At 50.9% G+C, this 14151-nt stretch carries 13 protein-coding genes and 1 rRNA gene; 6 read left to right on the top strand and 8 right to left on the bottom strand.

Annotated elements, in window-relative coordinates; translation table 11 throughout:
• Positions 1 to 115: 115 nt before the first annotated feature.
• Positions 116 to 1657 (bottom strand): 16S ribosomal RNA (locus tag H4F65_RS17770).
• A gap of 382 nt (positions 1658 to 2039) precedes the next feature.
• Positions 2040 to 2603 carry a D-glycero-beta-D-manno-heptose 1,7-bisphosphate 7-phosphatase gene (gene gmhB, locus H4F65_RS17775; protein ID WP_010287690.1) on the bottom strand — a complete coding sequence of 188 codons (564 nt, stop codon included), beginning with the start codon at positions 2601 to 2603 and terminating at the stop codon, positions 2040 to 2042.
• Between the two features lie 180 nt (positions 2604 to 2783).
• Between gmhB and metN the strand changes: the two genes are divergently transcribed.
• From metN to proS, 6 genes are all read left to right on the top strand, one after another.
• On the top strand, positions 2784 to 3815 hold the full coding sequence (metN, locus tag H4F65_RS17780) for a methionine ABC transporter ATP-binding protein MetN (RefSeq protein WP_039319028.1): 1032 nt from the start codon (positions 2784 to 2786) through the stop codon (positions 3813 to 3815).
• Entirely contained in the window at positions 3808 to 4461 is a 654-nt protein-coding gene (locus H4F65_RS17785) for a methionine ABC transporter permease MetI (protein WP_010681577.1), read from the top strand. The genes metN and H4F65_RS17785 overlap by 8 nt, the downstream gene beginning before the upstream one ends.
• Before the next feature lie 64 nt (positions 4462 to 4525).
• A complete protein-coding gene (locus H4F65_RS17790; protein ID WP_010681578.1) occupies positions 4526 to 5341 on the top strand; it encodes a MetQ/NlpA family lipoprotein in 816 nt (271 codons plus the stop codon).
• 118 nt (positions 5342 to 5459) lie between these two features.
• The gene (gene rcsF, locus H4F65_RS17795; protein WP_010681579.1) at positions 5460 to 5870 is read left to right on the top strand and encodes an Rcs stress response system protein RcsF; all 411 of its coding nucleotides are present in this window, start codon (positions 5460 to 5462) and stop codon (positions 5868 to 5870) included.
• Entirely contained in the window at positions 5867 to 6583 is a 717-nt protein-coding gene (gene tsaA / locus H4F65_RS17800; RefSeq protein WP_010681580.1) for a tRNA (N6-threonylcarbamoyladenosine(37)-N6)-methyltransferase TrmO, read from the top strand. The genes rcsF and tsaA overlap by 4 nt, the downstream gene beginning before the upstream one ends.
• Positions 6584 to 6728: 145 nt before the next feature.
• Positions 6729 to 8447, top strand: coding sequence for a proline--tRNA ligase (proS, locus tag H4F65_RS17805; RefSeq protein WP_010681581.1), 1719 nt, complete (start codon positions 6729 to 6731; stop codon positions 8445 to 8447).
• 104 nt (positions 8448 to 8551) lie between these two features.
• Here the strand turns inward: proS and rpoS are convergent, their stop codons facing one another.
• The 6 genes from rpoS to ispD all read right to left on the bottom strand — a co-directional run bounded on the left by rpoS (position 8552) and on the right by ispD (position 14149).
• Positions 8552 to 9547, bottom strand: coding sequence for an RNA polymerase sigma factor RpoS (gene rpoS / locus H4F65_RS17810; protein WP_205536109.1), 996 nt, complete (start codon positions 9545 to 9547; stop codon positions 8552 to 8554).
• Between the two features lie 53 nt (positions 9548 to 9600).
• Positions 9601 to 10623 carry a murein hydrolase activator NlpD gene (gene nlpD, locus H4F65_RS17815; RefSeq protein ID WP_039317034.1) on the bottom strand — a complete coding sequence of 341 codons (1023 nt, stop codon included), beginning with the start codon at positions 10621 to 10623 and terminating at the stop codon, positions 9601 to 9603.
• A gap of 358 nt (positions 10624 to 10981) precedes the next feature.
• Positions 10982 to 11608 (bottom strand): protein-L-isoaspartate(D-aspartate) O-methyltransferase, encoded by a 627-nt coding sequence (locus H4F65_RS17820; RefSeq protein ID WP_010681583.1) that lies wholly within the window; start codon positions 11606 to 11608, stop codon positions 10982 to 10984.
• 139 nt (positions 11609 to 11747) lie between these two features.
• Positions 11748 to 12794 carry a tRNA pseudouridine(13) synthase TruD gene (gene truD / locus H4F65_RS17825; protein WP_010681585.1) on the bottom strand — a complete coding sequence of 349 codons (1047 nt, stop codon included), beginning with the start codon at positions 12792 to 12794 and terminating at the stop codon, positions 11748 to 11750.
• A gap of 90 nt (positions 12795 to 12884) precedes the next feature.
• The gene (gene ispF, locus H4F65_RS17830; protein WP_005973491.1) at positions 12885 to 13382 is read right to left on the bottom strand and encodes a 2-C-methyl-D-erythritol 2,4-cyclodiphosphate synthase; all 498 of its coding nucleotides are present in this window, start codon (positions 13380 to 13382) and stop codon (positions 12885 to 12887) included.
• 53 nt (positions 13383 to 13435) lie between these two features.
• Entirely contained in the window at positions 13436 to 14149 is a 714-nt protein-coding gene (gene ispD / locus H4F65_RS17835) for a 2-C-methyl-D-erythritol 4-phosphate cytidylyltransferase (RefSeq protein WP_010681586.1), read from the bottom strand.
• Between the last annotated feature and the right edge of the window lie 2 nt (positions 14150 to 14151).

Consider the following 14151-nt stretch of genomic DNA (forward strand, 5'->3'; position numbering starts at 1 on the left):
ACCCGGCACGCTCGCGTCAGCATGAGTCTACACTCATGACATCAACAGGTGCGCTTGCTCAGTATTTTCATCAGACAATCTGTGTGAGCACTTCACGCAACACACATCTTCTTGGTAAGGAGGTGATCCAACCGCAGGTTCCCCTACGGTTACCTTGTTACGACTTCACCCCAGTCATGAATCACAAAGTGGTAAGCGCCCTCCCGAAGGTTAAGCTACCTACTTCTTTTGCAACCCACTCCCATGGTGTGACGGGCGGTGTGTACAAGGCCCGGGAACGTATTCACCGTAGCATTCTGATCTACGATTACTAGCGATTCCGACTTCATGGAGTCGAGTTGCAGACTCCAATCCGGACTACGACGTACTTTATGAGGTCCGCTTGCTCTCGCGAGGTCGCTTCTCTTTGTATACGCCATTGTAGCACGTGTGTAGCCCTACTCGTAAGGGCCATGATGACTTGACGTCATCCCCACCTTCCTCCGGTTTATCACCGGCAGTCTCCTTTGAGTTCCCGACCGAATCGCTGGCAACAAAGGATAAGGGTTGCGCTCGTTGCGGGACTTAACCCAACATTTCACAACACGAGCTGACGACAGCCATGCAGCACCTGTCTCACAGTTCCCGAAGGCACTAAGGCATCTCTGCCGAATTCTGTGGATGTCAAGAGTAGGTAAGGTTCTTCGCGTTGCATCGAATTAAACCACATGCTCCACCGCTTGTGCGGGCCCCCGTCAATTCATTTGAGTTTTAACCTTGCGGCCGTACTCCCCAGGCGGTCGATTTAACGCGTTAGCTCCGGAAGCCACGCCTCAAGGGCACAACCTCCAAATCGACATCGTTTACAGCGTGGACTACCAGGGTATCTAATCCTGTTTGCTCCCCACGCTTTCGCACCTGAGCGTCAGTCTTTGTCCAGGGGGCCGCCTTCGCCACCGGTATTCCTCCAGATCTCTACGCATTTCACCGCTACACCTGGAATTCTACCCCCCTCTACAAGACTCTAGCCTGTCAGTTTTGAATGCAGTTCCCAGGTTAAGCCCGGGGATTTCACATCCAACTTAACAGACCGCCTGCGTGCGCTTTACGCCCAGTCATTCCGATTAACGCTTGCACCCTCCGTATTACCGCGGCTGCTGGCACGGAGTTAGCCGGTGCTTCTTCTGCGGGTAACGTCAATCAATAAGGTTATTAACCTTACTGCCTTCCTCCCCGCTGAAAGTGCTTTACAACCCGAAGGCCTTCTTCACACACGCGGCATGGCTGCATCAGGCTTGCGCCCATTGTGCAATATTCCCCACTGCTGCCTCCCGTAGGAGTCTGGACCGTGTCTCAGTTCCAGTGTGGCTGGTCATCCTCTCAGACCAGCTAGGGATCGTCGCCTAGGTGAGCCATTACCTCACCTACTAGCTAATCCCATCTGGGCACATCTGATGGCGAGAGGCCCTAAGGTCCCCCTCTTTGCTCTTGCGAGGTTATGCGGTATTAGCTACCGTTTCCAGTAGTTATCCCCCTCCATCAGGCAGTTTCCCAGACATTACTCACCCGTCCGCCGCTCGTCACCCAAAGAGCAAGCTCTTCTGTGCTACCGCTCGACTTGCATGTGTTAGGCCTGCCGCCAGCGTTCAATCTGAGCCATGATCAAACTCTTCAATTTAAGATTTGTTTGATTTGCTGAACTCGTCAGCGATGCTCAAAGAATTAGTAACTGTTTATTCGTAATGAATTTACTGTTGTTCACTCTTCAAGACTTTTTTATATCGTTAAGATACGGTCTTGTGAGTGCCCACACAGATTGTCTGATTAAATTGTTAAAGAGCAGTGCGTTGTGGCCTTAACCACTTCGCGAGGTGGCGTATATTACGCTTTTCACCTTCAGAGTCAACGCTTATTTTAAAGCGTTTTCTCTTTCTTTATCGACCCGGTTGTGTGTTCACAGCGCCGTGTCGATGGAGGCGCATTATAGGGAGCCGATTTAGAAGCGCAAGCAAATATCGTAAACTTTTTTCTGTTTGCGCATCTTTCATTCGTTCCGCTTGTTAACTGCGCGTTTTTATCCATTTTGGCAGGTCTGCGAGGCTTTCCAGCACACCATCAGCCAGTGTCTCGCCTTGCTCAGTGACGGGTTTACCGGTACGAACTAGCAGTTTTTTTCCTATACCAGCACCAATTGCAGCCTGAATATCCTCTAATTTGTCTCCCACCATATAAGAAGCCGTCATATCAATGTTCAGCTCACGCTGTGCGGAAAGCAGCATGCCCGGCTCAGGCTTACGGCAATCACAACTCTGGCGATACTCACCTTCCCCTGCTTCAGGGTGATGCGGACAAAAATAGATGCCATCCAGATCAACACCACGATCGGCAAGCGACCAGTCCATCCACTCTGTAAGTTGCATAAACTGATCTTCTGTAAACTTACCGCGGGCGATGCCGGACTGATTCGTCACAACAACCAGCGCGAACCCCATGCTTTTCAACTCACGCATGGCATCGATGACGCCATCAATAAATTGAAAATGGTCAATGTCATGAACATAACCGTGATCGACATTGATCGTGCCGTCACGATCAAGAAAAACTGCTGGAACGCTTTGTGCCACTGACTTTGCTCCTGAATGCCTAAATTACGCAGTAGTATCGCATGTTTTCACGCATAGGGAGAATGCAGAGCCATGACAATCCCGATTGACTTAGACGTCTAGACGCCCTAACATCCGTTTCATATTCTGTTAATTCAGAAACTGATTTATCCAGCCATAGGCACTCACGATAAAAAACATATGATTGAACTTTCTAATATTACTAAGGTTTTTCAGCAAAACGGGCGAACAATTACCGCGCTTGCTGATGTCAGCCTTCATGTTCCCACCGGGCAAATATATGGCGTTATCGGCGCATCGGGCGCAGGTAAAAGTACACTCATCCGCTGCGTCAATTTATTGGAACGTCCGACAGAAGGGAAAGTGCTGGTTGATGGACAAGAGCTAACCCAGCTGTCAGATAGCCAGTTGACGCGTGCACGCCGTCAAATCGGCATGATTTTCCAACACTTCAACCTGCTCGCTTCGCGCACCGTTTTTGGCAACATTTCACTACCGCTGGAATTGGATAACACGCCGAAAGCCGACATAACCAAACGAGTCAATGAGTTGTTGGAGTTGGTTGGACTGGCAGATAAGCATGATGTCTACCCGGCCAATTTGTCCGGCGGACAAAAGCAGCGCGTCGCCATTGCCCGTGCACTGGCTAGCAATCCTAAAGTTCTGCTGTGTGACGAAGCAACCAGCGCGTTGGATCCTGCAACAACCCGTTCGATTCTTGAGTTACTGAAAGACATCAATCGCCGCTTGGGCCTCACCATCCTTCTTATTACCCATGAGATGGACGTGGTGAAACGCATTTGCGATCAGGTTGCGGTGATCAGCGACGGACGGCTCATTGAGCAGGACACCGTAAGCGAAGTCTTCTCACACCCGAAAACACCGCTGGCACAGAAATTCATTCAGTCAACGTTACACCTCGACATCCCAGACGATTACCTCGCCCGTCTGTCCCCTGACTCTCGCCCGGATACCACGCCATTATTACGCATGGAATTTACGGGTAAATCTGTGGATGCTCCGCTGCTGTCCGAGGTTGCTCGACGCTTTAACGTCAACAACAACATTATCAGCGCCCAGATGGATTATGCCGGTGGCGTCAAGTTCGGCATCATGCTGGCAGAAATGCACGGCAACGATGCGGATATCAAAGCCGCAATCCAATTCCTGCAGGAAAGTCACGTTACAATTGAGGTTCTGGGTTATGTCTGAAGCAATGATGTGGTTAATGGCTAAGGGTGTATGGGAAACCGTCGCAATGACGTTCGTTTCTGGTTTCTTTGGCTTTGTGCTTGGCTTACCCGTAGGCGTTTTGTTGTATACCACACGTCCGGGGCAAATCATCGCCAACCCAAAGCTCTACCGAACCGTTTCTGCACTGGTAAATATTTTTCGCTCGATTCCATTCATTATTTTGCTGGTGTGGATGATTCCTTTTACCCGCATCATTGTCGGAACCTCGATTGGCCTACAAGCGGCTATCGTTCCTCTCACCGTCGGCGCGGCACCATTTATTGCACGTATGGTGGAAAACGCGCTGCTTGAAATTCCTACCGGCCTGATCGAAGCCGCTCGTGCGATGGGTGCGACGCCAATGCAAATCATCAGAAAAATATTACTGCCGGAAGCATTACCAGGACTCATTAATGCCGCAACTATCACGCTAATCACACTCGTAGGCTATTCTGCTATGGGTGGAGCCGTGGGCGCAGGCGGCTTAGGTCAAATTGGTTATCAGTATGGTTATATTGGTTATAACGCGACGGTCATGAATACGGTATTAATATTACTGGTTGTTTTGGTTTACCTGATTCAATTCTGCGGCGACAGGGCAGTAAAAGCTGTCACACACAAGTAGTCATCACAATACGCATTTGCCATACAGGCATCTGCCAAGAGAATAATTAATTAGGGGTAAGGATATGGCGATTAAACTGAAATCTATTGCGACCATTGGCGCACTTATTGGTGCTCTGGCGCTAGCAGGATGTGGTCAGGAAGAAAAGAATCCTAATCATATTAAAGTCGGCGTTATTGTTGGTGCAGAGCAGCAAGTGGCGGAAGTCGCGCAGAAAGTGGCGAAAGATAAATACGGCTTAGACGTTGAATTGGTCACATTCAACGACTATGTGTTGCCAAATGAAGCCCTGAGCAAAGGCGACATCGACCTGAATGCCTTCCAGCACAAACCTTATCTGGATCAGCAGATCAAAGATCGTGGTTATAAACTGGTTTCTGTCGGCAACAGCTTTGTTTACCCAATCGCGGGTTACTCCAAAAAGATCAAATCGCTGAATGAGCTGCAAGATGGTGCTCAAGTTGCGCTGCCAAACGATCCGACCAACCTGGGCCGTTCTCTGCTGCTGCTGCAAAAAGTCGGCTTGATTAAACTGAAAGACAACGTTGGTCTGCTGCCAACCGTACTGGATGTGACTGAAAACCCGAAAAACATCAAACTGGTTGAGCTGGAAGCACCACAGCTGCCACGTTCTTTAGATGACGCACAAATCGCGCTGGCGGTAATCAACACCACTTACGCTAGCCAGATTAACCTGACGCCGACCAAAGATGGCCTGTTTGTTGAAGAGAAAGACTCTCCGTATGTAAACCTGTTGGTTTCACGTGAAGACAACAAAGACGCTGAAAATGTGAAGAAATTCGTTCAGGCTTATCAGTCTGATGAAGTGAATGACGCAGCAAATAAAATCTTTAATGGCGGCGCAGTGAAAGGCTGGTAATCCCATCCTAACGCGTTTAATTAAAAGATATCTGTAAGACGGGCTACGGCCCGTCTTGTTATTTGTGCAATTGCTTGCTTCAATACTCGCTCTTTGAGAAAAAGCAGAGGAATCCTTAATGCGTGCTGTTCCCTTTATATTGTTGGCAATGTCGCTGACAGGCTGTTCTTTATTTCAGAAGCCACCGGCACCGGCACCTCAACCCGCTATTGAAACCAAAACTGTAGAACCTGCGCCTAAACCGAAGCCTGTAGCTCGCCCGACGCCAGCGGTGTTATATAAAAGTGCAGAAGAATTAGTCGGTAAACCTTTCCGTGATATGGGCGAAGTTTCAGGCTCCTCATGTCAGGTCAGCGCTCAGGACTCTCCCCCTAACGCGGCAAATGCGCGTAAAAGAATGCAAAACCGTGCAACGGCAATGAAAGCTAATGCGGTTTTACTGCATGAATGCCAAACCGTCAGCGGCGTAGCGGGTTGCTACAGCCAGGTCGTTTGCCAAGGCACCGCGCTGAAAGTTTCTGCACAATGAGTCAATTTGTTTTCAATCAGATCGGGATTATCCGCTCACCGTATAAAGAAAAGTTTGCCATTCCACGGCAGCCGGGTCTGATTGAAGACGGAGGCGGAGAGCTTCAGCTATTACCGCCGTACAATCAGGCGGACTGTGTGCGGGGGCTGGAAGATTTCAGCCATATTTGGATAGTGTTCATTTTTCATCAAACGATGGAAGGCGGATGGCGTCCGACAGTTCGACCACCGCGTCTGGGAGGAAACACACGTACAGGCGTTTTCGCTACGCGTTCCACCTTCCGTCCCAATCCTGTTGGCATGTCGCTGGTTGAATTAAAAGGCATCCGAGCAAAAGGCGATGCGATTACGCTCGACTTAGGCAGTCTCGATCTGGTTGATGGTACACCGGTCATCGATATTAAACCTTACCTACCCTTTGCAGAAAGCCATCCTCAGGCACGAGCGGGATTTGCCCAAATGGCACCCGATGCCGCGATGCCCGTCGCTTTCTCCCCCCTTGCGGAAAGTCAGATCGCAAAACACCAAAAGAAATATCCCCAGTTAAAACGCTTTATCTCTCAGGTATTGGCACAGGATCCCCGCCCCGCCTACCGTAAAGGGGAAATCACTACACGGGAATACGCCGTTTTACTATTGGAATTCAATGTGCGCTGGCGCGTCAGCGAAGAACAAACCGAAGTGTTAAGTCTCGACCCGTCACATACGTGTTAATACACGAACCGCAGCAATATATTCTAAAATTGTCCCTGCTCTCTTTTGACACGTCGCCCACGCTGGTAAACTAAGCCACTTTTTATGTGCCTTCGGCTGCGCGGCAGCCCTATGCTACTTGTCGTTCTAACGGAACTAAAACCCCATGCGTACTAGCCAATACATGCTCTCCACACTCAAGGAGACGCCAGCCGATGCAGAAGTCATCAGCCATCAGTTGATGCTCCGGGCAGGAATGATTCGTAAACTGGCCTCAGGTCTTTACACCTGGTTGCCGACCGGTTTACGTGTTTTGAGAAAAGTTGAAAATATCGTGCGCGAAGAGATGAACAACGCTGGCGCGATTGAAGTGTCCATGCCCGTTGTTCAGCCTGCCGATTTATGGGTGGAAAGTGGACGTTGGGATCAATATGGCCCAGAACTGCTGCGTTTTGTCGATCGTGGTGAGCGCCCATTTGTGCTCGGCCCAACGCACGAAGAAGTGATTACCGATCTGATTCGTAATGAAGTCAGCTCTTATAAGCAGCTGCCGCTGAATTTCTTCCAGATTCAAACCAAATTCCGCGATGAAGTGCGCCCACGTTTTGGCGTCATGCGCTCGCGTGAATTCCTGATGAAAGACGCCTACTCTTTCCATACCTCGCAGGAATCGTTGCAGGTCACTTACGACGCGATGTACGCCGCTTACAGCAAGATTTTCAGCCGTATGGATCTGGATTTCAGAGCCGTTCAGGCGGATACCGGTTCTATCGGTGGCAACGCCTCCCATGAGTTTCAGGTACTGGCGACCAGCGGCGAAGACGATATCGTTTTCTCAACGGAATCCGACTACGCGGCAAACATTGAACTGGCAGAAGCTGTCGCGCCGAAGTTAGGCCGTGCTGAAGCGACGGAAGAGTTGCGTCTGGTTGATACGCCAAATGCCAAGACCATTGCCGAGCTGGTTGAGCAGTTTAAGCTGCCGGTAGAAAAAACCGTGAAAACGCTGCTGGTTAAAGCAACGGAAGAGAGCGGCCATAAACTGGTTGCCCTGCTGGTTCGCGGCGATCACGAACTGAATGAAATCAAAGCGGAGAAAATTGCTCAGGTTGCCAGCCCGCTGACGTTCGCAACAGAAGAAGAAATTCGTGCAACTATCGGTGCAGGTCCAGGTTCACTTGGCCCAGTCAAGTTGTCGATTCCTGTTGTTGTCGATCGTACCGTTGCGGCGATGAGCGATTTCAGCGCTGGCGCGAACATTGATGGCAAACACTATTTTGGTATCAACTGGGAACGTGACGTTACGCTACCGCAGGTTGCAGATATCCGTAACGTAGTTGAAGGCGACATCAGTCCAGACGGCAAAGGCACACTGCAAATTAAACGCGGTATCGAAGTGGGCCATATTTTCCAACTGGGTAGCAAGTATTCTGAGGCGCTGAAAGCGACGGTTCAAGGTGAAGACGGCCGTAACCAGACACTGACGATGGGTTGCTACGGTATTGGTGTGACGCGCGTTGTCGCGGCGGCGATTGAGCAGAATCATGACGAACGCGGCATCATCTGGCCAGATGCAATTGCACCTTTCCACGTTGCTATTCTGCCAATGAACATGCACAAGTCTTTCCGCGTGAAGGAAGTGGCTGAGGATATCTACCAGCAGCTGCGCGCTAAAGGCATTGAAGTTCTGCTGGATGACCGTAAAGAGCGTCCAGGCGTGATGTTCGCCGATATGGAGTTGATTGGCGTGCCGCATACCATCGTCATTGGCGATCGCAATCTGGATAGCGAAGAGATTGAATATAAGAACCGTCGGGTCGGTGAAAAGCAAATGATTAAAACCAGCGAAATCATCGATTTCCTGCTGGCGAATATCGTACGCTAATCGCCGTCGGACCGCCCTTTCACGCGGAAGGGCGAATACAGGCATAAAAAATGGTGGGTTTCCCCACCATTTTTTATTTCAAGACATCAGTAACGCGTCACGAATTATTCACGAAACAGTTCTTCAATGCTCAACCCCTGAACCTGCAAAATTTCCCGCAGGCGGCGTAAGCCTTCAACCTGAATCTGGCGAACCCGTTCACGCGTTAAGCCGATTTCACGACCTACATCTTCCAGCGTAGCCGCTTCGTACCCTAGCAGGCCGAAACGACGCGCCAACACCTCACGCTGTTTGGCATTAAGCTCAAACAACCATTTAACGATATTCTGCTTCATATCGTTATCCTGAGTGGTGTCTTCAGGTCCGTTATCTTTTTCGTCTGCCAGAATATCCAGCAGCGCTTTTTCCGAATCGCCACCCAGCGGAGTATCGACGGAAGTAATACGTTCATTCAGGCGCAGCATGCGGTTGACGTCATCAACGGGCTTATCAAGCTGTTCGGCAATTTCTTCCGCACTCGGCTCGTGATCCAGTTTATGAGACAGTTCGCGCGCAGTGCGCAGATAAACGTTGAGTTCTTTGACAATGTGAATCGGCAAACGGATGGTACGGGTTTGATTCATGATCGCCCGTTCTATCGTCTGTCGAATCCACCAGGTCGCATAGGTTGAAAAACGGAATCCTCTTTCTGGATCGAATTTTTCAACCGCACGGATCAGGCCGAGGTTCCCCTCTTCAATCAGGTCCAGCAGCGCCAGACCACGATTGTTGTAACGGCGGGCAATTTTCACCACCAGCCGCAGGTTACTCTCGATCATCCGGCGGCGCGATGGAACATCGCCACGCAACGCGCGTCGGGCAAAATAAACTTCTTCTTCTTCTGCGGTTAAAAGCGGCGAATAGCCGATCTCTCCTAAATAGAGCTGTGTTGCGTCAAGGACACGCTGTGGGACCCCTTGCGATAATAACTCGTCTTCCGCCGAGTCATTATCATTGGTATCTTCCTCTGCCAGCGCTTTATCGTCAAAAACGTCAAGTCCATTTTCTTCGAAATCGGTATCTTCATGTAACTCGTTAACTTTCAGCGTACTTTGGCTCATAAGTGGCTCCTACCCGTGATCCCTTGGCAGAATACCGAAATACTCTGCCCGATTTATCGCTGCGGCAGAAAACGCAGCGGGTTTACGGATTTCCCCTTGTAACGAATTTCAAAGTGCAAGCGAACTGAGCTGGTGCCCGTACTGCCCATCGTAGCGATTTTTTGTCCTGCCGTGACGTCTTGTTGTTCACGGACTAGCATCGTATCGTTATGGGCATAGGCACTGAGGTAGTCATCATTATGTTTGATGATTATCAGATTTCCGTAACCACGTAGCGCATTACCCGCGTACACCACGCGCCCGCTGGCGGTTGCGGTGATCGGTTGCCCACGTGAGCCGGCGATATCAATCCCTTTATTTCCCCCCTCAGAAGCGGAGAAACTATCTATGACTTTCCCATCGGTAGGCCAACGCCAGCTGCCGACAGCAGCCGTATTGCTGCTGGCAACAGCCGCTGGTGCGGAAACAGGAGCGGTTGTTGGTGCCCCTGTCGTAGGTAACATCTTACCTACATTCTGTTTACCCTGATTACCAGAATACGCATTAGTTGACTGAGAATCAACCGATGTAGTTTGTATTTGCGCACTTGATGGCGGCGTTGGTATACCACCTCGGGTGGCATCGGTTGTTGCCAACATTCCACCACCACTCGTCAGGCCACCGCCCGAAGCGTTGTTACCCGATCCGTTGCCTAAGCTCAGTGATTGCCCCACATTCAGGCTGTATGGCTCAGGAATATTGTTGCGTTGCGCCAGATCCCGGTAGTCATTACCGGTAATCCACGCGATATAAAACAGGGTATCGCCCCGTTTAACCGTGTAGGCATTGCCGCCGCTATAGCTGCCTTTCGGAATATTGCCGTAGCTGCGGTTATAAACAATTCGTCCGTCGGACGTTGTTGCAACGCTTTCACCCGCCGTTGAAATGCGTGATGGTGGCGCAGATAACATTCCCCCTCGGTTGCCCGTATTTCCGTCAACGCTGCTGATCGGTGCGGATTTGGAATTATTGTTGGTACATCCCGCCAATCCTAAGGCAATCACCGTACAAGCAGCAATGTGACGCAAATTCATCATTCGGCTTCCCATGCGCCTTACTCCCCTATAACTATAGCGTTCAAAAAAGTGTCGATAACATTCAAAAAACAGTAATACTCAGAACTCAATTCGGACATGTCTACCTCGCATCTGCTCTCGCTTAACGGGTTGTAGCTCAACTGCCCGTAGCGTAAGTGATTGTAGCGTAACCGGTATCCGGTGATTTATTCGTTAGTTGGAACGAGAAAGATCGCTACTTCACCATCGCTGGCGCATAAGCAAAACGAGAAAGGCACCACGATGATTAGATGCTAACAATATCAACAAGTTCGCACTATAAAACAGTTGTGTTGAAATTTTAAAGACTTAACAACAAATGCATACCAACGCCACGGTATCAGGCTAATTCCCCTTTGACCAGCGGAACAAACCGAACAGCTTCAACCGTTTGAATAATAAATTCGCCAGCATGGCGTTGAACAATTTGTAAGTATTGTGACTGTTCACCAACAGGCAACACCATCACGCCACCTTCATCAAGCTGTTCCATCAGCGCTCGGGGAATTTCCGGCGGTGCAGCAGTCACGATGATGGCATCAAACGGCCCGCGCGACGCCCAGCCCTGCCACCCATCGCCATGACGGGTAGAAACATTATGCAAATCAAGCTGCTTTAAGCGACGTTTAGCCTGCCATTGCAGCCCTTTGATGCGCTCAACCGAGCAAACGTGCCGCACCAAATGCGCCAGAATTGCCGTTTGATAACCCGACCCAGTGCCAATCTCCAGCACGCGAGATTCGGGCGTCAGGCTGAGCAGTTCCGTCATCTTCGCAACGATATAGGGCTGCGAAATCGTCTGGCCGGAACCAATAGGCAGAGCGGTATTTTCATACGCTTTATGCTCGAAAGCCTCATCAACAAAACGTTCTCTGGGTACGGCTTCTATCGCCTTCAGCAGACGCTCGTCCTGAATGCCCTGCTGGCGCAACTGCGCCAACAACGTTTCTATACGCTTGTTTACCATTCCCCGCCGACCTCAGCTCTGGTTAACCTCGTCACCAATACAGCAATTTTCCCGCACAGGGGTAAGCTAACCGCCGCTATCGCACGGTTGCCAGCATTATTCTTTTCAACTATTTTCTGCAAAAAAGTATCGCAGTACATCAGGCACCGAGATCGGTATCCTGCTGTGAATGCAGCAATTCACGCACCACGCTGGTCGCAAAACTACCCGCAGGTAGCCAAAACTTCACTTCCACGGTCGCATCGTCCTGCCATTCCCAGTGCATCTGCTGCGGATACAGCAGCACCGCACGCCGGGCAGGTTCGACCCGCTCACGCTTAATCAAAGACCACAGCGTGTCTTGTCCGAGCAAAGCCTGTTCTTCAAACACCCGCGCGTCATCCTGCGTGCCCAGTTCACCATCACCAGGCAGCGGTGCGGTAATCTGGAGTTCGCCCGCATCAAGGCGAGTCTGTAAAACGTCTAATTCGTCAGGCTTAGCAACAAACCAGCTGCCGCGACCTGTTAGCTGCAATGCATCACCACACAAGACCGTTTTCGCCTGCTGCCCCGCGAGTCGTGCACTGGCAACCTGATTAAACATCGCACTGCGGCTAGCGGAAAGATAAAAACTCCGCTTACTGCGTTCTTTTACCCGAATCTCGTTATTTGCCCAAAGACGAGCCTGCTCAAGATTATTTCCGTTGCGTCCGAAACGCTGGCTGCCGAAATAATTAGGCGCGCCGTTCGCGGCAATTAGCGCCAAACGAGCGTCGACCTCGTTTCGGTCACTGACCTGACGCAGCACCAGCGTAAAATGGTTACCTCGCAGCGTACCGATCCGCAGCTTGCGACGATGGCGAGTCACCTCAAGCACATCACAACCTTCAAGCGCCAACGAGGAGAAATCTGGCGTCTCTTTTCCCGGCATGTGCAGGCAGAACCACTGTTCGGTGACAGCATGACGATCTTTCAGGCCCGCATAGCTAACGGCACGCAGCGGTAGACGAACAAATTTCGCCAGCATCTCGGCCACAAATTGCGTATTGCAACCGCGCTTGCGCACGCGCACCAATACCTGCTCACCGTCACCATCTGGCTGAAACCCCAGATCTTCCACCACCAGAAAATCTTCAGCAGCGGATTTCAATGAGCCAGTAGCCTGTGGTTCACCGTGCAACCAGGCGAGTTGTTCGTTATTTTCCATCGTTATCCTACAAGGTGCATGGCCGGATGATGCACGGCCACGACATTGTTTTTTATACTGTTAACTTTCTATGACTGATAAGACTATCGCTTACCACGCAACAATTTCGCCCGTTTCTTTTTTCACCAACAGGGCAACAGCTTCACAGGCAATGCCTTCGCCGCGGCCAGTAAAGCCCAGTTGCTCTGTCGTGGTGGCTTTCACATTGACGTCGTCCATATGACACTGCAAATCTTCCGCCAGATTCACGCGCATTTGCGGGATATGCGGTGCCATTTTCGGCGCCTGAGCAATAATCGTGACGTCCAGATTGCCTAACTGATAGCCTTTTTCATTGATACGACGCCAGGCTTCACGCAGCAGGCCACGGCTGTCCGCGCCTTTAAAGGCCGGATCGGTATCAGGAAACAGCTTGCCAATGTCGCCCAGCGCCGCGGCTCCCAACAGCGCATCGGTCACGGCATGCAGCACCACATCCCCATCGGAATGGGCCAGCAGGCCTTGAGTATAAGGAATTCGCACGCCACCGATCACCAGCGGACCTTCTCCACCGAACTTATGGACATCAAAACCGTGACCGATACGCATCGCGCGTTCTCCTTATCTGTATTTAACGAATAAATTTAGCGAATAAAATGAGGTTACTGCAAACTGGTTAAATAGAATTCGGCTAATGCCAAATCCTCTGGACGAGTGACTTTGATATTATCTGAACGTCCGCTGATAATTTGCGGGCGATAGCCACAGTATTCCAACGCGGAGGCTTCATCTGTGACGGCAACGCCATCCTGAAGCGCCCGTTGCAGGCACTGTTTCAACAGCGCAGCAGGAAAAAGCTGCGGCGTCAGCGCATGCCATAAATCGTTACGTTCTACCGTGCGATCGATAAACCCGTCCGTGCCGCGCTTCATGGTATCACGAACCGGCGCGGCCAGAATCCCACCAACGTCACTCTGCTCGACAATCGCCAGCAGGCGCGTCAGATCGTCCTGATGCAGACACGGACGCGCCGCGTCATGCACTAACGCCCATGCGCTATCGGCAACGGCGGACAGCCCAGCCAACACGGAATCCGCACGCTGCTGCCCGCCCGTCACGGCACAAATACGGGGATCGTTGGCAATCGCCAGGGTATGAAAGAATGCGTCATCAGGACTGATAACGACGACGACACGCTGCACGCGTGAATGGCGTAAAAGCGCGTCGATGGTATGTTCAAGAATGGTTTTATGGCCGGTCGCATCATTGCCAATCGTCAGATACTGCTTAGGACGATCGTTTTGCATCCGGCTGCCGTTACCCGCAGCGGGTAAAACGGCAACAATGTCAGGCGGGGAAAGGCGTGGTGTCTGCATGC

The sequence above is a fragment of the Pectobacterium brasiliense genome (assembly GCF_016950255.1).
In the GTDB taxonomy this organism is placed as follows: Bacteria; Pseudomonadota; Gammaproteobacteria; order Enterobacterales; family Enterobacteriaceae; genus Pectobacterium; species Pectobacterium brasiliense.